This is a genomic window from Kitasatospora sp. NPDC058032, assembly GCF_042885845.1.
In the GTDB taxonomy this organism is placed as follows: Bacteria; Actinomycetota; Actinomycetes; order Streptomycetales; family Streptomycetaceae; genus Kitasatospora.
In genome coordinates this window covers 116,170-135,410 of sequence record NZ_JBHVRK010000002.1, presented here as the reverse complement: position 1 = coordinate 135,410, position 19,241 = coordinate 116,170, and the positions used below count along the sequence as shown (strand labels likewise).

General features: G+C 73.6%; 19 protein-coding genes and 2 tRNA genes. 11 read left to right on the top strand and 10 right to left on the bottom strand.

Annotation, left to right across the window (positions count from 1 at the left end):
* Positions 1–70: 70 nt before the first annotated feature.
* Positions 71–892: an SDR family NAD(P)-dependent oxidoreductase gene (locus ACFVUH_RS03575; protein ID WP_387910947.1), complete on the top strand. Its 822-nt coding sequence runs from the start codon at positions 71–73 to the stop codon at positions 890–892.
* A 16-nt stretch (positions 893–908) separates the two neighbouring features.
* Here ACFVUH_RS03575 and ACFVUH_RS03570 read toward each other — a convergent pair whose 3' ends face one another.
* A complete protein-coding gene (locus ACFVUH_RS03570) occupies positions 909–1,352 on the bottom strand; it encodes a hypothetical protein (protein WP_387910945.1) in 444 nt (147 codons plus the stop codon).
* A gap of 120 nt (positions 1,353–1,472) precedes the next feature.
* Between ACFVUH_RS03570 and ACFVUH_RS03565 the strand changes: the two genes are divergently transcribed.
* The 4 genes from ACFVUH_RS03565 (at position 1,473) to ACFVUH_RS03550 (ending at position 4,493) form a co-directional block, all read left to right on the top strand.
* Positions 1,473–2,003, top strand: a complete 531-nt coding sequence (locus ACFVUH_RS03565; protein ID WP_387910943.1) for a hypothetical protein — start codon at positions 1,473–1,475, stop codon at positions 2,001–2,003.
* 109 nt (positions 2,004–2,112) lie between these two features.
* Positions 2,113–3,342, top strand: coding sequence for a GNAT family N-acetyltransferase (locus ACFVUH_RS03560; protein ID WP_387910941.1), 1,230 nt, complete (start codon positions 2,113–2,115; stop codon positions 3,340–3,342).
* A 261-nt stretch (positions 3,343–3,603) separates the two neighbouring features.
* Positions 3,604–4,038 carry a MarR family winged helix-turn-helix transcriptional regulator gene (locus tag ACFVUH_RS03555; RefSeq protein ID WP_387910940.1) on the top strand — a complete coding sequence of 145 codons (435 nt, stop codon included), beginning with the start codon at positions 3,604–3,606 and terminating at the stop codon, positions 4,036–4,038.
* Positions 4,035–4,493, top strand: a complete 459-nt coding sequence (locus ACFVUH_RS03550; RefSeq protein WP_387910939.1) for a hypothetical protein — start codon at positions 4,035–4,037, stop codon at positions 4,491–4,493. The genes ACFVUH_RS03555 and ACFVUH_RS03550 overlap by 4 nt, the downstream gene beginning before the upstream one ends.
* A 46-nt stretch (positions 4,494–4,539) precedes the next feature.
* Here ACFVUH_RS03550 and cutA read toward each other — a convergent pair whose 3' ends face one another.
* Complete coding sequence (gene cutA / locus ACFVUH_RS03545; protein WP_387910937.1) at positions 4,540–4,872, bottom strand: divalent-cation tolerance protein CutA; 333 nt, start codon at positions 4,870–4,872, stop codon at positions 4,540–4,542.
* Between the two features lie 129 nt (positions 4,873–5,001).
* On the opposite strand from cutA, the gene ACFVUH_RS03540 reads away from it, so the two are divergent.
* The 3 genes from ACFVUH_RS03540 (at position 5,002) to ACFVUH_RS03530 (ending at position 7,393) form a co-directional block, all read left to right on the top strand.
* Complete coding sequence (locus ACFVUH_RS03540; RefSeq protein WP_387910935.1) at positions 5,002–6,084, top strand: restriction endonuclease; 1,083 nt, start codon at positions 5,002–5,004, stop codon at positions 6,082–6,084.
* A gap of 91 nt (positions 6,085–6,175) precedes the next feature.
* On the top strand, positions 6,176–6,490 hold the full coding sequence (locus tag ACFVUH_RS03535; protein ID WP_387910933.1) for a DUF6191 domain-containing protein: 315 nt from the start codon (positions 6,176–6,178) through the stop codon (positions 6,488–6,490).
* A 51-nt stretch (positions 6,491–6,541) separates the two neighbouring features.
* On the top strand, positions 6,542–7,393 hold the full coding sequence (locus ACFVUH_RS03530; RefSeq protein ID WP_387910931.1) for a hypothetical protein: 852 nt from the start codon (positions 6,542–6,544) through the stop codon (positions 7,391–7,393).
* Positions 7,394–7,412: 19 nt separating this feature from the next.
* On the opposite strand, the gene ACFVUH_RS03525 is transcribed toward ACFVUH_RS03530, so the two are convergent.
* From ACFVUH_RS03525 to ACFVUH_RS03510, 4 genes are all read right to left on the bottom strand, one after another.
* On the bottom strand, positions 7,413–8,810 hold the full coding sequence (locus ACFVUH_RS03525; protein WP_387910929.1) for an SDR family oxidoreductase: 1,398 nt from the start codon (positions 8,808–8,810) through the stop codon (positions 7,413–7,415).
* A 61-nt stretch (positions 8,811–8,871) separates the two neighbouring features.
* A tRNA-Ala gene (locus ACFVUH_RS03520) sits at positions 8,872–8,944 on the bottom strand.
* A 7-nt stretch (positions 8,945–8,951) separates the two neighbouring features.
* Positions 8,952–9,023 (bottom strand) — tRNA-Gly (locus ACFVUH_RS03515).
* Positions 9,024–9,172: 149 nt separating this feature from the next.
* Positions 9,173–10,696 (bottom strand): carbohydrate binding domain-containing protein, encoded by a 1,524-nt coding sequence (locus ACFVUH_RS03510; RefSeq protein WP_387910927.1) that lies wholly within the window; start codon positions 10,694–10,696, stop codon positions 9,173–9,175.
* A 206-nt stretch (positions 10,697–10,902) separates the two neighbouring features.
* Between ACFVUH_RS03510 and ACFVUH_RS03505 the strand changes: the two genes are divergently transcribed.
* Both ACFVUH_RS03505 and ACFVUH_RS03500 read left to right on the top strand, forming a co-directional pair.
* Positions 10,903–11,568 (top strand): GDSL-type esterase/lipase family protein, encoded by a 666-nt coding sequence (locus ACFVUH_RS03505; protein ID WP_387910925.1) that lies wholly within the window; start codon positions 10,903–10,905, stop codon positions 11,566–11,568.
* A 90-nt stretch (positions 11,569–11,658) separates the two neighbouring features.
* Positions 11,659–12,615: an aldo/keto reductase gene (locus tag ACFVUH_RS03500; RefSeq protein WP_355368803.1), complete on the top strand. Its 957-nt coding sequence runs from the start codon at positions 11,659–11,661 to the stop codon at positions 12,613–12,615.
* A 65-nt stretch (positions 12,616–12,680) separates the two neighbouring features.
* Here the strand turns inward: ACFVUH_RS03500 and ACFVUH_RS03495 are convergent, their stop codons facing one another.
* From ACFVUH_RS03495 to ACFVUH_RS03480, 4 genes are all read right to left on the bottom strand, one after another.
* Complete coding sequence (locus ACFVUH_RS03495) at positions 12,681–13,340, bottom strand: GNAT family N-acetyltransferase (protein WP_387910923.1); 660 nt, start codon at positions 13,338–13,340, stop codon at positions 12,681–12,683.
* A gap of 73 nt (positions 13,341–13,413) precedes the next feature.
* Positions 13,414–14,103 (bottom strand): nitroreductase family protein, encoded by a 690-nt coding sequence (locus ACFVUH_RS03490; protein ID WP_387910921.1) that lies wholly within the window; start codon positions 14,101–14,103, stop codon positions 13,414–13,416.
* A 78-nt stretch (positions 14,104–14,181) separates the two neighbouring features.
* Positions 14,182–15,819 (bottom strand): ABC-F family ATP-binding cassette domain-containing protein, encoded by a 1,638-nt coding sequence (locus tag ACFVUH_RS03485; protein ID WP_355368797.1) that lies wholly within the window; start codon positions 15,817–15,819, stop codon positions 14,182–14,184.
* 109 nt (positions 15,820–15,928) lie between these two features.
* On the bottom strand, positions 15,929–17,170 hold the full coding sequence (locus ACFVUH_RS03480; protein WP_387910919.1) for a hypothetical protein: 1,242 nt from the start codon (positions 17,168–17,170) through the stop codon (positions 15,929–15,931).
* A 439-nt stretch (positions 17,171–17,609) separates the two neighbouring features.
* Between ACFVUH_RS03480 and ACFVUH_RS03475 the strand changes: the two genes are divergently transcribed.
* Positions 17,610–19,217 carry an ABC-F family ATP-binding cassette domain-containing protein gene (locus ACFVUH_RS03475; RefSeq protein ID WP_387910917.1) on the top strand — a complete coding sequence of 536 codons (1,608 nt, stop codon included), beginning with the start codon at positions 17,610–17,612 and terminating at the stop codon, positions 19,215–19,217.
* Positions 19,218–19,241: the final 24 nt, after the last annotated feature.

The window sequence follows — 19,241 nt, the reverse complement described above, 5'->3', positions numbered from 1 at the left end:
ACAGCAGTGTCGCATCTCTACGGTTATCCGATACTCTCGTGTCACACATCATGAGACAAGGAGCACTACCGTGCGTACGGCCACCACTGCTCTGATCACCGGCGCCTCCTCCGGCCTCGGCGCCGAGTTCGCCGCCCAGCTCGCCGCGCGCGGCCACGACCTCGTCCTGGTCGCCCGCTCCGCCGACCGCCTGCACGACCTCGCCGAGCGCCTCGGCAAGGCCCACGGCGTCACCGCCCACGTCCTCGTCCAGGACCTCTCCGAGCCCGGCGCCGCCCACCGGATCGGCGCCGAACTCGCCGAGCGCGGCCTGACGGTGGACCTGCTGGTCAACAACGCCGGCTTCGGCACCTGCGGTTCGTTCGACACGATCGACCCGCGGCACGACCACGACCAGCTGATGGTCAACGTCGTCGCGCTCGTCGGCCTCACCCATGAACTGCTGCCCGGCATGCTCGCGCGCGGCCGCGGCACGGTGCTCAACGTGGCGTCCACGGCGGGCTTCCAGCCGACCCCGTACTTCGCCGTCTACGGCTCGTCGAAGAGCTTCGTGCTCAACTTCAGCCTCGCGCTGCGCCAGGAGTACCGACGGCGCGGCATCCGCGTCCTGGCCCTGTGCCCCGGTCCGGTGGAGACCGGGTTCTTCGACGTCATCGGCACCCGGAAGGCCGCCGTGACGGGGACGTTCACCACGGCGGAGCCGGTCGTCCGGGCCGCGCTGAGGGCGCTGGACGCCGACCGCTCCTACGTCGTCCCCGGCCTCGCCAACCGGATCGGCGCCCACCTCGCCCCGCGCCGCCCGCGCGCCTTCGTCGCCGTGGTGGCCGAGCGCCTCTCGCGCGGGGTGCGGGACGCCATGGCGGGTGGGCGGACCGGCGAGCGGGTCGCCTGACGGTCCCGGGCGCGGGTCAGCTCCAGTCGGCGACGCGGATCGCGCCCATCACCTCGCCGGCGGCGTTGTAGAGGACGAGCATCCGGCCCGGCTCGTTCGGCCCGACCCACGTCAGATAGGCGCGGATGATGGTGCGGGTCCGGGCGTCGACGTTGTCGGGGAAGTCGGTGGCGAGGTAGGTGTTGACGTGGTCGTCCTGCTTCACGGCCCGGTCGAGCCGGGTGACGTGGCCCAGGACGGCCGCCCGCTGCTCCTCGGTGCCGTGCTGTTCGACCCACCGGGTGAAGGCGGCGGAGCTGTCCTCCGCCCCGGGCGCGGAGGGCATGGCGGAAGGCGCGTAGGCATCGCGCGGCCCGCCGGGCTCGGGCGGCTTCGGCAGGCTCCCCGTCGGCCGGAACGCAACGGCGACCAGCATGGTGGCGGCGACGCCCACCACAACCGCGATCGGACGGAACTTCACCGGGTGACCCCCTCGGTCGGAACTCCAACCGACTCTAACAGGGCGTCAGTTCGAGGATCGATCGAAGGCGAACACCGCCCCGGGAAGAACCGCGCGGGCGTCGGCGGCGTCCGTGCGGGCGTGATCAAAACCGTGTTGAACGGGCTGCCGATGTTCTGGCCCGGGCTGCTCGCCTCCCTGGTGCCGGCGGCGTTGCTGAACCGTCCGGTCGGGCGGCTGCTGCGCACGCACTGGGCGGTGGGGTTCCTCCTGCTGCTCGCCCTCGGCGGGGTGGCCACGCTGACCCTGTTCCCCGAGCACCCGGGCCCGTTCTGGCAGGACCTCTCGTGGTCGGGCGTCGTCCGCCACTGCTCGTTCGACGGCCTCCACCTGCGGCCGCCGGGGGAGTGGTTCACCTCCCGGCGGGCCGACCTCGACCTCCTGATGTTCGCCCCGATCGGCCTGGCCGCCGCCCTGGCCGGCTCCCGCCGCCGGGCCGCCGCCGTGCTCCTCGGCGGCGCTGTCCTCCCCTTCGCCCTGGAGGGCGCCCAGTTCGCCGTGCCCGCCCTCGGCCGCGCCTGCGATGCCCAGAACGTTCTCGACTCCCTGCTCGGCCTCGCCCTCGGCACCCTCCTCGGCCTCCTCGCCCGCCCGGCCCTCCGCCACGCGTGAGGAGGCCCGGGACGGCGGCGAAAATCGCTTGACCTGGACGTCCGGGGGAGTTGCACTGTGGCGGGCGCCACGTGCGGTGGTGCCGTGACCAGGGGAGGCCGCTGTACCCATGGAGATCCGTTCCACCACTGAGCAGGACCGTGACGTCTTCGTCGAAACCCTTCTCGTCCCGTTCGGGCTGGCCCCGGACACACCGGCCGAGGACGGCGGCGGGGTCTGGTGGGCGGCTCTGGAGTTGGACCGGGGCGTGCTGGCGGTGGCGGACGACGGGAAGCCGGTCGGCACGGCCGGCGCGTACTCCCTCGAACTCACCCTGCCCGGTGAGGCCGTCGTCCCGGTCGCCGGGGTGACCGCCGTCGGCGTGCTGCCCACCCATCGGCGCCAGGGCGTGCTCACCGGGATGATGCGGTACCAGCTCGCGGAGCTTCGGGAGCGGGGGGAGTTCCTGTCCGTACTGCTGGCCTCCGAAGCCGTGATCTACCGCCGGTTCGGTTACGGCCCCGCGACGTACACCCGGCGGCTGACGGTGCCGCGCCACCGCTCGGACCTCGCCGCCCCGCGGGCGGGCGGTGCGGACACCGGCACGGTCGAGGTGCTGCGGCGGGCCGAGTGCGTCGACCTCATGGAGGAGGTCTACGACCGGTACCGGCGCACGCAGCCCGGCGCGGTGTCGCGGCCGCACCGCTGGTGGGCCCGGCGGGCGGGGCAGCCGCCCATCGCCCCGGCGCCGCGCTACGTCGCCGTCCACCGCGACGCCGACGGCGTGCCGGACGGGTACGCGAGCTACTCGCGGGGCGACTACGACCATGTGACCAAGACGCTCACCCTGACCGTGGACGAGACCATAGCCGTCGACGACGCCGCCTTCACGGCCCTGGCCCGGTACGTGCTCCAGCATGACCTGATGACCAGGATCGTGTTCAAGCACCTCCCGACCGAGCACCCGTTGCGCTGGCAGCTCGCCGACTTCCGCGCGGGCGAGGCGGCCGACGAGACGGACTGGCTCTGGGTGCGCCTGCTGGACGTCCCGCGCGCCCTGGCCGCACGCGGCTGGTTCGCCGACGGCGAGCTCGTGCTCGACGTGACGGACGCGTTCCTCGGCGAGCACAACCGCTACCTGCTGACCGTCCGCGACGGCAAGGCGGAGTGCGTCCCGACCGACCGCGAGCCGGACCTCTCGCTCGACGTGAGCGACCTCGGATCCATCTACCTCGGCGGCACCACCCCCAGCACCCTGGTCCGCGCCGGCCACATCCGCGCCCACCACCCGCAAGCCGCCACCCGCGCCGACACCCTCTTCCGCTCCGACCGCGCCCCGCACTGCCTGCACTGGTTCTGACGGCCGAACGCCGACGGCCCGCCGCCCCGCACCCGGAGCGGCGGGCCGTTCGGTGCTGCAGGGCTCATGCGTGGGCGGCTTCGCCACCTGATGAGCGTGACTCGGCGTGCAGACATCAGCCTCGGCGCACTCCCGCACCGGAACGGGCGGTTGTGTGCGCCGGCTGAGGACTTCCACATGGCTCGGGGGCGTCGGTGGCCGGTCGTGGGCCGGCCGGGCCCGACTTGCGGCGTGTTGTACGAAATCGTACAGTTCGAAATCGTGAAATCCGAATCCGTGCCATCCGACTGGTCCGCCCTGCTGGCGCTCCAGCGGGCCACCCATGCCACCCTCCAGGTGCTCGCCGCAGAACTGGTCGACCTGGACCTGACCGCCTCCGAGATCAATGCGCTGGCCAACCTTGCCGACGGCCAAGGACGAACCGTCTCCGAACTGGGCGCGGCCGTCGGCACCCGCCCCACCACGCTGACCAGCGTGCTGGACCGGCTGGAGCGGCGCGGTCACATCACCCGAGGCACCCGCCCGGGAGACCGCCGGGCGGTGCTCATCGCACTCACCTCCTCCGGGCGGGTGGCCGCCACCACGATCCGGCAGGCCATCGCCGACTTGGAACGCCGCGCGCTCGGCGACCTGCCCGACGACGCTGTTGTCGCCCTGCGCACCGCCCTGCAAGCCCTGACGGAGGTGTCCTCATGACCCTGCGCGAGCCCCGATCGCAGGTCGCCGATGCGCCCGCCTTCGAAGCGTTGATGGCGGAGGTGATGGCGACCGCCGGTCGGTTCGGCCACCGCGAGCACGTCCACCTGACGTGGCTGGCCGTGCGGGAGTACGGCGTGCCCGCCGCGGTCGGTGTGGTCAGCGACGGGATCCGGCGCACCGCCCGCAACGCGGGTGCGCCCCAGAAGTACCACGCGACCATCAGTCGTGCCTGGGTGGAACTGGTCGGGCACCATGCGACGGGATCCGGCGAAGGTGACTTCACCGCGTTCGCCGACCGCCATCCCGCGCTGCTCGACAAGCGACTGCTGACCCGCTTCTACCGCCCGGCGACGCTGGCCGGCGCGCAGGCGAAGAGCGGCTGGGTCGAGCCCGACCTCGCCCCGTTCCCCTGGCAGGACGGCGCCGACCGGCGGGACTCTCCGGAGGAATAGGCGCCGAACCGCAGGAGTCGCCGAAACCCGGCTCGGGAACGGGTGCTCATCGCTTCGCGGTCTCCGCCCGCACCCACTCCAGGTAGGCCGCGCTGCCTGTGACCACCGGGACGGCGACGACCTCGGGGGTGGCGTAGTCGTGCCGCTCGTTGATGAACCCGGTCAGGGGGTCGGCGAGTTCGGCGCGGGTCTTGAAGTCGATCCGCCACTCGGCCGCGTCCTGGACCTCGCCCTCCCACCAGTAGACGGACCGGATCCGGTACACCTGCGCGCAGGCCGCGAGCCGGGCCCGCACCACGTCGGCGGCCAGGGTGCGGGCCTTCGCCTCGTCCTCGTGGGTCGTGGTCATCACAAGAAGGTCGCTGTTGTTCGTCGTCATGCCGAAAGCCTAGGCGCGGCGGTAACCTACTCACTTACCCAGCGGGGGACACATCCAAGCCGTCCTGAAGTCGCCGTTTCTGACACGCACCTGACGACCTGTCGGTCGGGTGCGTTCGAGGGAGTACCTATGTCCCGGAGCCGCAAGCTCCACCGCCTCAGCAGCCCCGACACCGCCGAGCGCCGTGCGCAGCGCATGCTGTTCCGGCACCTGCGTGACGACACCAACGCCAACCGCGGCCGGATGGCGCGGCGGGTGCGCGAACTCCAGCTCCTGCTGGAGATGGACCCGATCGAGTTCGAGGGGCTGATAGCCCGGCTGATGGAGTCCATGGGCATGAAGGTCGAGCTCACGGCCCGGTCGAAGGACGGCGGGGTGGACGTCCGGGGCATCGACACCGATCCGTTCCGGGGCGGGAACGTGATCGTGCAGGTCAAGCGGTACCGGGACACGGTGACGCCGTCGGCCGTCCGGGACCTCTACGGCACGCTGCAGCACGACGGGGCCGCGACGAAGGCCGTGCTGGTGACGACCAGCAAGTTCGGGCCCAGCTCGCACCAGTTCGTGTCCGGCAAGCCGATCACGCTGATCAACGGCGCCGAGCTGGTCGGTCTGCTGAAGCACCACGGGTTCCACGAGATCTTCGCACCGGCCTACGAGGAGGCCGCGGGTGCCGGGGGCGAGCAGCAGCCGGCGATCGAGGTGGCCGCCGAGCCGTCCCGGCTGCTGCTGCACTGGACCGGGGAGGAGGAGTACGACATCGCCGCCCTGGTCTGCCAGGGCAACCGGGCGCTCTCCGACGACCACCTGGTCTTCTACAACAACGCCTCCACGCCGGACGGTTCCGTCCGTCTGGTCACCGGCTACGACGACGCCAACGCCTGCCTGATGGTCGACTTCGAAGCGCTCCCCGCAGAGGCCGACCGGCTGGTCATCATCGCCGCCGCCGACACCGAGAACCACCCCGACGCCACCATGGCCGGGTTCGGCGGGCCGGCGCTGATCCTCGAAGCGGGCGCCGACCAGGACGCGGCGATCGTGCACCTGGCGGACGGGGCGGAGTCCAACATCGCGATGCGGCTGGGCCGCTTCGACCGCGACGACGCCGGGGACTGGGACTTCACGCCCGCCCTGGCCGGGTATCCGGGTGGCCTTCGGCAGGCGGTCGTCGCCTACGGCCTGGAGGTCGCGGACGAGGAGCCGGTGGCGTAGTTCGGCGGCCCGCACAGGAAGTCGGCGGGTCCGACTTCCTGTGCGGCGGGCGGCCGGAACGATCGCGTGCGGCACGCTCGTTGGGGCGGGCATGGTGGTGGTGACGGTGGCCCTGGTGGTGGCGGCGCTGGTGACCGCGCTGTTCGCGGTGGCGGCGGTCCGGAGCGGACGCCGGAGGAGGTCGCGCTCCGGGCGGGTGGCGGGCGGCCTCGGTATGACGGCGGTCGAGGAACTGCACGCGTTCTTCAACGCCAACAAGCGCGTTCAGATCGAGCAGCGCCAGGCTCAGCTGGTCCTGCGTGACGACGAGCACGCCGGCGCCCCGCCCGGGGCGGGGGTCGACCTGGCCGCGGGCGTCGCGGTGGTCCGCGGCCGAGGGGAAACGGTTCGACCACGGACCAGATGATGTGTCAGGATGCGCCCCGTCTCTTTGTTCGACCGGGGGGTTCTCCTGACCATGCGTCGTTCCACTGTCCTCGCTGTCGCCGCCGCGGCGGTCTCCCTCGTCGCCCTGGTGGGTTGCAACGACGACGCGGCGCCGACCGCGTCCGCGTCGTCGTCCGCCCCGCCGTCCGCGTCGGTGACCGGCGCGCCCGAGGCCGCGCCGACCGCTCCGCCGACCCCCGCCGCCGTCGAGACGCCGACGTCGGTGCCCACCGTCCCCGCAGCGCCCACCGCCACCGCCGTCGCCACGACGGCGGGCGGGGTGATCGACCCGGAGAAGGCGCTCGCGCTGGCGGAGAGGACGCCGTACGCGGCCACCCAGAACTTCACGACCGAGGGCGGCCCGCTCAGCGCCGTCACCAAGGGCCGGGTCAACCTCAACGGGCCCGTCCGCTCCGGCCGGCTCAGCGAATCCATGAGCGCGAGCGGCAGCGACCTCGTCAGCGGCGCCGCCGACAGCGGCCCGACCACCGTCGTGACCGACGACGGCACCACCTACATCAAGAGCGGCAGCAGCTGGCGGAAGTCCCCGCTCGGCGACCGGATCGCCGACTACCACGGCTACGCCAAGGCGCTGCTGGACCTCGGCCGGTCCGCTCGCCAGGGGATGGAGGACTGCGAGGGCACCCCGTGCTTCCACCTCTCCGGCACCGTCGACCTGGAGCGGATGAAGGCGGTGGAGCCCGAGAGCTACAAGATCCTCAAGGGCAAGGGCGTCACGAGCTTCCACCTCGACCAGTGGATCGACGCCCAGGGCCGCACCGTCCGCTTCGACCGGAAGACCGAGCTGAAGGGCATCCCGATGCGCATCCACGGGACCTTCCGCGACTTCGGCCCGGTGGAGCGGATCACCGCCCCGGCGTAGCGCCTGGACGGCGGCGGGGTCACCAGGCGGCCTCGCGGTAGTCCTTGAGGAAGACGCCGGAGACGGGGGAACCGGCCTCGCCGCGGACGATCGGGTCGTAGACGCGCGCGGCGCCGTCGACGACGTCGAGCGGGGGACGGAAGCCGGCGGCGGCGAGGCGGGCCTTCTTGGGGGCCGGGTTCTCGTCGGTGATCCAGCCGGTGTCGACGGCGCACATGTGCACGCCCCGGGTGGCGAGTTCCTCGGCGCTGGTGCGGGTGAGCATGTTCAGCGCGGCCTTGGCCATGTTGGTGTGAGGGTGGCCGGCGGTCTTGTTGCGGACGGCGAACCGGCCCTCGACCGCCGTGACGTTGACGATGTAGCGGCGCGGGTGCGGGGAGGCGAGCAGCAGCGGAAGCAGCCGGTCGCAGAGCAGGGCCGGGGCGAGCGCGTTGACCAGCTGGACCTCCAGCACCTCCGCCGGGTCGAGCGAACCGAGCCGCGTGGACCAGGAGTTGGCGACCGCGAGGTCGGGCAGCAGGCCCGCCTCGTCGGCCCCGCCGGGGGCCGGCGCAGGGGCCGGGACGGTGTCGACAGCGGCGAGCTCGGTGGTCGGCCAGGCGGGGGCGAGGGCCGGCATCGGCCGGAAGCCGGGAGCGTGCGCGACGGTGGCGGCGTCGACGGCGGGCAGCGCGGACCGCTCGCCGGCGGCCAGCAGCGCGTAGGACTCGGGAGGGCGGCGCAGGGTCTGCGCGGCGTTGTTGACCAGGATGTCCAACGGGCGCCCGTCGGCGAACAGTTGCTCGGCGAGGCCGAGGACCTGGCGCGGGTCGCGCAGGTCGATGCCGACCACGGTGAGCCGCTCCCACCAGTCGGCACTGCCTTCGGCGGCCCGGAACCGGCGCACGGTGTCGTGCGGGAACCGGCTGGTGACGACGAGGTCGGCGCCGTCGCGCAGCATCATCAGGGCCAGCTGGAAGCCGATCTTCACCCGGCCGCCGGTCAGCAGTACGCGGCGCCCGCGCAGGTCGGTGGAGAGGGCGCGGCGGGCGGCGCTGTTCGCGGCGCAGGGGCGGCAGAGCATGTGGTAGAAGGCGTCCACCTCGCGGTACGGCTGCTTGCAGACGTAGCAACGGCGGCGGCCGCGGAGTTCGCCGACCGGGACGGTCCGGGCGGTCGGGGCGGCGAGCGGGGCGTCCTCGCGGCGGTCTAGGGCGCCGGTGGCGGTGGCGGCGAGCAGTTCGGCGTCGGCGACGCGGATCTCGGCGCGTCGGCCCTGGCGGCGGCGCTTGCGGCTCTCGCGGACGAAGGACTCCAGCTGCCGTTCGGCGTGCAGCCGGGTGCGGTGGCCCTCGGGCAGGGCGCGCAGCCGGCCCAGGGTGCGGCTGAACGCGGCCAGTTCCTCGGCGGTGGGCTCCTCGATCACCGTGTCCGTCATGTCCGCCCCCTTGCGTGCCGTGCCGCGCAGTGCCGTGCCGCGCAGTGCCGTTCGGTACGGCCGGCCCCGACCGGATTCGAACCGGCGTACTCCACCATGCGGTAGTGGCGCGCCTGCCTCTGCGCTACGGGACCGGCCCTGTCCGGGGGGACGGATTCGAACCGACGTGTCCGCCTTGGCAAGGCGGTGCGCCTGCCTCTGCGCCACCCCTGGGCATTGACCGGGACTGTAGTCGCCCGGCGGGGAACGCGCGCGCGAATTACGGCGGCGCCGGCGACCCCCGGGAAGGGGGCCGCCGGCGCCGTCCGGTGCCCGGGCTCAGCGAGCGTCAGGGCTTGTCGGGGCTCGGCGAGTGCCGGGGCTCAGCCGGTGTACTGGGCGAAGATCTTCGCGAACTCGTACGGCTGCTGCGGGATGTTGGTGCACTTGAAGAGGCCGCCGCCGGTGCAGGCGTTGGCGTCCCGGGTGGCGTCCCAGAAGGCCAGCACGCCGAGGTGGTGCTGCCGGGCGAAGGCGACCAGCTGCTGGGCGTCGGCCTGGTTGTAGATCTGGTGGTCGTCGTTCTCGCCGAGCATCGGGGTGACCCCGACCATGGCCCACAGCTGGGCGTCGCCCTTGGCCGGGTACAGCGCCTTGAGCTGGCCGTACAGGGACTGCGCGGCCTGGACGGCGGCGTCGCCGTAGTCGGTGCCGGTGCGGTAGTAGTCCATCGCCATGACGTTGACGACGTCGACGTCCAGGCCCGCGTCCCGGGCGGAGCGGACGATGGCGACGCCCTCGCTGGTCAGGCCCTCGGGCAGGACCGGCAGGGTGAAGGAGACCTTGAGGCCGGGGTGGGCCTTCTGCAGCTTGGCGAGGGCGGCGGAGCGGCGGTCGTTGGCGACGGTGTCGGCGATCGCGGCGCCCTCGATGTCGAAGTCGACGTAGCGCAGGTTGTAGGCGTTCACCACGGCGTCGTACTCGGCGAACAGGGAGTCGACGCTGGTGCAGGCGGCGGCGAGCTCGGTGCCGCTGGCGCCGCCGAAGGAGAGCTTGACGTCGCCGCCGGCCGCGCGCAGCGCGTCGATCTGGTCCTTGGCCCAGCCGGTGCGCGGGTCGTAGGCGTTGAACCAGCTGGCCTTGCAGCCCACGGCGGTGACGAAGCCCATGGTGAAGCCCTTGAGGTTGCCGGACTTGGCCATCGCGGGCATCGACGGGGTGGGCCAGGCGCCCATGTCGATGTACGGGGCGACCGGGAGGGCGACGTTCGGCGCGGGGGTGGTCGGCCCGCCGGTCGGCGGCGTGGTGGTGGGCGGTGTGGTGCTCGGGGGCGTGGTGGTGGGCGGCGGGGTGCTCGGGGTGCCGCCGGGGCCGGTGAGCGTGACGTCGTCGGCGAGGTAGGCGCCCTGCCCGTACCAGCCGTGCAGGTAGACGTTGACGCTGGTGGTGGCCGCGCCGGTGGTGAAGGTGGCGGTCAGCTGCTGCCAGCCGGAGCCGCCGGGCGTCCAGACGGCCGGGTCGGTGACGCCGCTGCCGGTCGCGCCGAGGTACACGTACTGGCCCTGGACCCAGGCGCTCAGCGTGTACGTGGTGTTGGGCTGCACCGTGACGCTCTGGCCGCACTGCGCGGTGTCCGCACCGGAGACCTCGCCGCGCAGTGCGTACGAGCCGCTGTGCGCGCCGGAGCCGACCACGCCGCCGGTCGCGGCGGTACAGCTCCAGGCGCCCAGCGAGCCGCTCTCGAACCCGGGGTTGCCGAGCAGGTTGCCGTCGGCGGCGCCGGCGTTCCCGGCCATCGTGGCGAGGCCGCCGCCGGCCAGGACGACGGCGGTGGCGAGGCCGAGAACCTTGGTGCGGAGGACCGGGCGGCGGTGCCGGGCAGCGGTGTCGCGGGGCGCGCGTGGCATGGGGGTGCCTCTCGGTGGACGGGGGCCGCCGCCCGGCCCGCGCGGGGGGAGGAGACGCGGGGCGGGCGGCGGTGGAGGGGTGGTCCGGTGGGGGAGTTGCGCGGTGCTGAGCATCAACCTGGACTAGACCACCTGGGCACGTCAAGAACCTCCGGTGCAGCAAAGGCACCTCGTAGCAAGCCTTACGCGGACCTTAAGGTTCCACCATGACCAAGGACTTGGACGGCAGGGACGTGCGGATCGTCTTCTTCGGCGACTCGTTCGTCCAGGGGGTCGGGGACCCGGAGTACCGCGGTTGGGCGGGCCGGGCGGTGGCGGACTGCCTGGCCGGGCTCGGGGTGGGACCGGAGGCGGTGACGGCGTTCAACCTGGGCGTGCGGCGCAGCACTTCGGCGGACGTTCTGGCCCGCTGCTGGGGTGAGACGGCGGTCCGGGCGCTGCCCGGCGCGGACAACCGGCTGGTGCTGTCGGTGGGCAGCAACGACGCGGTGGAGGAGGACGGGCGGCCCAGGGTCGCGCCGGAGGCGTGCCTGGCCAACGTGGCGGCGCTGCTGGACGGGGCGCGCGAGCGCGGCCTCGCGCCGCTGGTGGTGGGCCCGCCGCCGGTGGTCGGCGCGGGCGCGCCGCACCTGGAGCGGGTGTCGGTGCTGGCCGACGGGATCGCCGGGATCTGCGCCGGGCGCGGGGTGCCGTTCGTCGGCGTGACCCGGGAGCTGGCGGCGGACCGGGTCTGGACGGCGGAGGCGCTGGCCGGGGACGGCGCGCACCCGGGGGCGGGCGGGTACCGGCGGCTCGCGGACCTGGTGCTGCGGGGAGGGTTCCGGGACTGGCTGGCGCAGCGTCACCCGGTGGCGGGAACGGGCTTGACCTAGAGCGCACTCGAAGGGAGAGGCTGTTCCCCGTTGAGTTGATCCGACCGCGGTCGGCGCCACGCCGGGCCGGCATCAGTGAGGAGTACCGTCATGCGCAACGCCACGCTCGGCAGCGAGGGTCCCGAGGTCGGGGTCGTCGGCCTCGGCTGCATGGGGATGACCTGGGCCTACGACGTGCACAACCGCGACGACGACAAGTCGGTGCAGGTGATCCGGCAGGCGCTGGACCTCGGCGTCACGCTGATCGACACCTCCGACATCTACGGGCCCTACACCAACGAGGAGGTGGTCGGCGCCGCGCTGGCCGGGCCGTACCGGGAGCGCGCGGTGCTGGCCACCAAGGTGGGCCTGGTGCCGGGCAACGCCGAGGAGCGGGTGCTGCGCAACGGGCGGCCCGAGCACATCCGCCGGGCGATCGACGACAGCCTGCGCCGGCTCGGCACCGACCACGTCGACCTGTACCAGCTGCACCGGATCGACCCGGAGGTGCCGGTCGAGGAGTCCTGGGGCGCGCTCGCCGAGGCGGTGGCGGCCGGCAAGGCGCGGCGGATCGGCCTCTCCGAGGTGGACGTCGAGGAGATCAGGCGCGCGCAGGCCGTGCACCCGGTGGCCTCGGTGCAGAACGAGCTGTCGCTCTGGACCCGGGACTCGCTCGCCGAGGTGCTGCCGTACACCGAGGAGCAGGGGATCGCGTTCCTGCCGTTCTCCCCGCTCGGCCGGGGCTTCCTGACCGGCGGCATCGCCTCCTTCGACGAGCTGCCGGCGGACGACTTCCGCCGGCAGCTGCCGCGCTTCCAGCAGGAGGCGCTGAAGGCCAACCTGGCGCTGGTGGAGCGGGTGCGGGCGGTCGCGGCGCGGCACGGTGCGACGCCCGCGCAGGTGGCGCTCGCCTGGCTGCTGGCGCAGGGGCGGTACGTGCTGCCGATCCCGGGGACCAAGACGCCGAAGTACCTGGAGGAGAACGCGGCGGCGGCCGATCTGGTGCTCTCGCCGGCCGACCTCGCCGAGCTGGACGCGCTGCCGGCGGCGGCCGGCGAGCGGTACTGACCGTCCGGGCCCCGCGGACGGTCCGGATCCTGCGGGCCCGCGGACCCCGCGGACCCCGAGGACCGTCACCAGACGGTGCACGGGCCGGGCGGGCGGCGCTCCCGGATCCAGACCTGCTTGCGTCCGGTCTCGCCCGGCGCCCGGACCGGCGCGTCGACCACCCGGTCGAGCCGGAAGCCGAGCCGGCGGGCCACCGCGCCGCTGGCGGTGTTGGCCGGATCGCAGTGGAGCTCGACCCGGCGGATCCCGGGCAGGGCGAGTGCCGCCGCGGTGACCGACCGGGCGGCGGCGGTGGCGATGCCGCGGCGGCCGTGCTCCGCGCTCACCCAGTAGCCGATCTCCAGCGCGTCCGGGCCGATCCTGCGGTGCAGGCCGAACGAGCCGATCACCCGGCCCGGTTCGGCGTCCAGGGCGGCCAGGTAGATGAAGTCGGTGCCGGCGTCCCAGGCGGCGACGCCGGCCACGGTGAGTGCGACGGTCCGGGCGGGGGTGGGAGCCTCGGCGGCCCACTCCATCCAGGGGCGCAGGTGCTCCAGGTTGGCCCGGACGGCGGCGTTGAGCGCGGTGGCCTGGGCCGGGGAGCGCCGCCGCAGGGTGATCCCCTCGGCCGGCCGCAGCAGTTCGGGCGGCCGGCCGGGGGCGGGTGTGCCGGGGGTGCGCCGGCCGGCCGACGGCGCACCGGGCGCGGAGGCGTCCCCGCGCGGCGGCGGCATGACGTGGTCCATGGCGGCGATTATGTCGACGCCCTGGACCCGTCACCACCGGCCGCCGCCGCGCGCCGGCCCCGCCGGGGGCGCGTCAGAGCCGGATCAGCACCTCGTCGAGCTCCTTGCGCCGCAGGTCCGGCACGCGCGCCCCCTCGGCGGGGTAGCCCACCGGAATGACGTACGCGGCCCGCTCCTCCTGCGGCCGTTCGCACACCTCGTTGAGGAACTTCATCGGGCTCGGCGTGTGGGTGAGCGTCGCCAGCCCCGCCTGGTGCAGTGAGGCGAGCAGCAGGCCGACCGCGATCCCCACCGACTCCTTGGTGTAGTACGGACGCGGCGAGTTGGGGCCCTTGTGCACCTCGAAGACGACGATCACGGCCGGCGCGTCCTCCAGGAACGGCTTGTGCCAGTCGGTGCCGATCGGCGCCAGCGCGGCCAGCCACTCCTCGGAGGCCCGGTGCGCGTAGAACTCGCGCTCCTCGGCCTCGGCGGCCTCCCGCAGCAGGCGCTTGCGCTCCGGATCGGTGATCACCACGAACCGCCAGGGCTGCACGTGCGCGCCGCTCGGCGCGGTGTTGGCGGTGCGGACGGCCCACTCGACGACGCCCTCCGGGATCGGGCGGGTCGAATAGTCGCGGACGGTCCGGCGCTGGTCCATCACGTCGTGGAACGCCTTGCTGCGGGCCTCGGCCTCGTGGGCGGGCACGGTCATGGGGGTGAGCGGGACGGTCGGGTAGGACGCGTCGGCCACCGCGCTGTCGAGCGCTGTGCTGTCAACCATGGGCGACAGCACAGCACATGACGGCGGGTCGGGGAAGAGGTCTGGACCTCCCCTCCCGGCCCGCCGCCGTCTCCTCGACTACAGTTCGCGGACCCGGCCGCCGCCGACCTCGATCCGCCGGTTCACCGCGACGGTGTCCAGCATCCGCCGGTCGTGGGTGACCAGCAGCAGCGTGCCGGTGTACGAGCCGAGCGCCGACTCCAGCTGCTCGATCGCGGGCAGGTCCAGGTGGTTGGTGGGCTCGTCCAGCACCAGCAGGTTCACCCCGCGCGCCTGGAGCAGCGCCAGCGCCGCCCTGGTGCGCTCGCCGGGGGAGAGGGTGTCCGCCGGGCGCAGCACGTGCACCGCCTTCAGGCCGAACTTGGCCAGCAGGGTGCGCACCTCCTCCGGCGCGAGCTCCGGGACGGCGGCGGCGAACGCCTCCAGCAGCGGCTCCCCGCCGAGGAACAGCCCGCGGGCCTGGTCCACCTCGCCGACCACCACGCCGGAGCCCAGCGCGGCGCTGCCCCCGTCGAGTTCGAGCCGGCCCAGCAGGGCGGCCAGCAGGGTGGACTTGCCCGCGCCGTTGGCGCCGGTGATGGCCACCCGGTCCGCCCAGTCGATCTGCAGGTCGACCGGGCCGAGCGTGAAGTCGCCGCGCCGGGCGGTGGCCCCGCGCAGGGTGGCGACCACCGAGCCGGAGCGCGGCGCGGTGGCGATCTCCATCCGCAGCTCCCACTCCTTGCGCGGCTCGTCGACCACGTCGAGGCGCTCGATCATCCGCTGCGTCTGGCGGGCCTTGGCGGCCTGCTTCTCGGTGGACTCGGTGCGCATCGCGCGCCCGATCTTGTCGTTGTCGCTGGACTTGCGGCGCGCGTTGCGCACGCCGTTCTCCATCCAGCCGCGCTGCATCCGGGCCCGGGCCTCCAGGCCCGCCTTGGTGTCGGCGTACTCCTCGTACTCCTCGCGGGCGTGCCGGCGGGCGGTGGCGCGCTCCTCCAGGTACGCCTCGTAGCCGCCGCCGTAGAGGTTGACCTGCCCCTGGTGCAGGTCCAGCTCCAGCACCTTGGTGACGGTGCGGGCCAGGAACTCGCGGTCGTGGCTGATCACCACGGTGCCCGCGCGCAGGCCCTTGACGAAGGCCTCCAGCCGCTCCAGGCCGTCCAGGTCGAGGTCGTTGGTGGGCTCGTCGAGCAGGAAGACGTCGTAGCGGGAGAGCAGCAGCGAGGCCAGGCCGGCCCGGGCCGCCTGGCCGCCGGACAGGGCCGTCATCGGCAGGTCCAGGGAGACCTTGAGGCCGAGCGAGTCGGCGACCTCCTCGGCCCGTTCCTCCAGGTCGGCGCCGCCGAGGTCCAGCCAGCGGTCCAGGTTCACCGCGTAGGCGTCGTCGGCGCCGGGCACGCCGTCCACCAGGCCCTGGGTGGCCTCGTCCAGCGCGGCCTGCGCGGCGGCCACCCCGGTGCGGCGGGCCAGGAAGTCGCGGACCGACTCCTCCGGGCGGCGCTCCGGCTCCTGCGGGAGGTGGCCGACGTTGGCGGTGGCCGGGCTGAGCCGCACCGAACCGCCCTCCGGGGCGTCCAGGCCGGCCAGCAGCCGCAGCAGGGTGGACTTGCCGGCTCCGTTGACACCGACCAGGCCGATCACGTCACCGGGGGCGACGACCAGGTCCAGGCCGGAGAAGAGGGTGCGCTCGCCGTGGCCGGCGGCGAGGTCCTTGACGACGAGTGTGGCGCTCATGATGCCCCGATTCTAGGCGGGCGGGCACGGACGCCGCCGGGGGCGCCGGCACACGGGGGTGCCGCCGCCCCCGGCGGGGAGGTCGGAGCGGGTCAGGCCGTGACCGGGGTCACTTGCTCTTCTTGGAGAAGTAGTCCAGCGCGTGCTGGGCGACGTCGTCCAGGTACGGGCCGGCCTCCCAGGTGTTGTCGAAGCCGCCGATGGAGGTGTCCGACACCAGGACCTGCTTGCCGTCCTTGGTGGTGAACCAGCCGCCGCCGCTGTCGCCGCCGGTGCCGTTGCAGCCGGTCATCAGCATGGTCGGGCGGGCCGGGTCCATCGAGCGGCGGGCCGGCTTGCCGGCCTCGCAGTGCTCCAGCTCCATGCCGTCGAAGGGCTTGCCGGCCGGGTAGCCGTAGGTGCTCACCGTGGCGATCTGCTCGCGCGGGGCATTGAACCAGACCGGCACCGAGCCGCCGACGACCTCCTCCAGCGACTTGGCGCTGCCGTCCGGGTTGGCCACCCTGAGGATGCCGAAGTCGTACTGGCTCCACGGGCCGCCGTTCTCCGGGTCGGCCTCGGCCGTCCACTGCGGGGCGACCATGCCCGCGACGGCGCCCCACTCGCCGTACGGCTCGGCCTCGGCGAGCGAGCCCTGCTTGCCGCCGCTGACCGCGCCGGTGCTGTTGAAGGCCGGGGCGAAGGTGATGTTGGTGTGGTACTTGCCGCCCTTGCCGCCGTGCAGGCAGTGGCTGGCCGTCCAGACCAGGTTGCTCTTCCCCGGGTTGGCCGGGTCGGAGACGACGGTGCCGGAGCAGACGTAGTCCTGGTTGCCGTCCTGGAAGAACAGCTTGCCGTTGACGTGGGCCGGCTTGGCGTACGGGTGGGCGACGGGCTTCATCTCGACCGGCTTGGGCTGCGGGTCGTTCTGGCCGCCGCCGGTGCCGCCCGGCTGGGTGGGTGCGGCGCTGGTCGGCTGGGCCGTCGGGGCGGCCGACGTCGGCTGCGCGGTCGGCTGGGCGGTGGGCTGGTTGCCCGGGCCGGGCTTGGCCGGCTTGGCCTTGAGGATCTTCTGGAGGTCCCAGAAGCCCTTGACCGCCGGGGTGATGACGTTCTGTTGGGCCCACTTGTCCCAGTCGTCGAAGCTCCACTTCTTGAGCTCGTCGGCGGTCGGCAGCTTGATCGGCGGCAGGCCGCCCGGCTTGCCGGTGGAGCCCGCGGTGGCCGCGGTGGTCGCGGCGGCGGTCTGCGCGCCGGACGGGTCGGCGACCGGGTCGCTGTTGTCCGGGCCGCACGCGGTCGCGACGACCATGGTCAGCGCGACGACGGAAGCGCCCAGCGCGGCACGCGTCGCCCGGGATATCGGTGACATCTGTTCTGTTCCCCCTGTGAATGCACGCCACGGCCGCGAGTGTCGAGCGGGTGGCAGGGGAGGAGTCTGCCATGCGCTGCGGACGGCCTCCGTCCCCGGACCGTTCCGGGGCGCGGCCGTCACCGGATCGGCACGTGATCGGCACCGAAAAAACCGGTTGCACGCCTCGGGGGCCCTCCGTAGCGTGATGCCTGCCAGTCGCCAGAACAGGAGAAGGCCATTGATCTACTGAGGTCCCGAGACACCGCCCCCGCCGCATCGCAGCCGTGTCGCTGCACGCGGTCCGTGAGTGTGCGTGTGCCCGACCTCAGTGGTGAGCCGGCCCGGCGTCCCCCGTCCTTCTGACGATCCCCGGCCCTCCCTCCCGGTCCCCACCCGCACCCGCGGTGTCTCCCCGTGTTGCTCCACGACCACGTCGGCGACCTCCGGGAGGCTTTCCATGGCACAACCCACCACCTCACTGCTCTGCACCGACCTCACCTTCGAGTGGCCGGACGGCAGGCCCGTCCTCGACCGCTTCCACCTCGCCGTCGGCCCCGGCCGCACCGGGCTGATCGGGCTCAACGGCGCCGGCAAGTCCACCCTGCTGCGCCTGTTGGCGGGCGAACTCACCCCCACCTCGGGCGCGGTCAGGGCGGCCGGCGAGATCGGCTACCTGCCGCAGGGCCTCACCCTGGACACCGGCCTGCGGGTCGACGAGGCGCTCGGCGTCCGGGCCGCCCGCGAGGCCCTGCACGCCATCGAGACCGGCTCCACCGACCAGCGCCACTTCGACGCGGTCGGCGACGACTGGGACGTCGAGGAGCGCGCCCGCGCCCTGCTCGACCGGCTCGGCCTGCACCGGCTCGACCTCGACCGCACCACCGGCGAACTCTCCGGCGGCGAGGCCGTCCTGCTGCGGCTGGCCACCCTGCTGCTGCGCCGCCCCGACGTGCTGCTGCTCGACGAGCCGACCAACAACCTGGACCGCTCCGCCCGGCAGCGGCTCCACGAGACGGTGGCCGGCTGGGGCGGCGTGATGGTGATCGTCAGCCACGACCGCGAACTGCTCCAGCACGTCGACCAGATCGCCGAACTGAGGGACGGTCAGGTCACCTGGTACGGCGGCAACTTCGCCGAGTACGAGCGCACCGTCGTCGCCCAGCAGGAGACCGCCGAGCGGCTGCTGCGCAACGCCGAGGCCGACGTCCACCGCCAGAAGCGGGACCTCGCCGAGGCCCGGATGCGACTGGAACGCAGCGCCGGCTACGGCAGGAAGCGCTCGGTCACCCGCAACGATCCGCACATCTTCGCCGGCAAGCTCAAACGCCAGGGCCAGGAGACCGCCGGCCGGATCCAGGGCATGCACACCGAGCGCCTGGAGGAGGCCAAGCGCAAGCTGACCGTCGCCGAGGAGGCCGTCCGGGACGACGCGGAGATCCGGATCGACCTGCCCCGCACCGCGGTGCCGGCCGGGCGCACCGTGCTCACCCTGGACAAGGTCCGGCTGCCGCACGGCATCACCGCCGACCTCGACCTGCGCGGGCCCGAGCGGATCGCGCTGGTCGGCCGCAACGGCGCGGGCAAGTCCACCCTGCTGCGCACCATCGCCGGTGAACTCGCCCCGCTGGAGGGCGAGGTCGTCACCCCGGTGCCGGTGCGCCACCTCCCGCAGCGGCTCGACCTGCTCGACGACGGGCTGACCGTCGTGGGCAACGTCAAGCTGTTCGCGCCGGGCGCGGGGGACAACGCGGTCCGGGCCCGGCTGGCCCGGTTCCTGTTCCGCGGCGGGCGGGCCGACCAGCCGGCCGGCACGCTCTCCGGAGGCGAGCGGTTCCGGGCCACCCTGGCCGCGCTGCTGCTGGCCGACCCGCCGCCGCAGCTGCTGCTGCTCGACGAGCCGACCAACAACCTCGACCTGGCCAGCGTCCGCCAGCTCACCCAGGCGCTCGCCGCCTATCAGGGGGCGCTGATCGTGGCCAGCCACGACGTGCCGTTCCTGCGCGGCCTGGGTGTCACCCGCTGGCTGGAGCTGGACGGCGCGCTGCGGGCGGTGGAGCCCATGTAGCGCCGGCCGATGCGGCACCGCCGA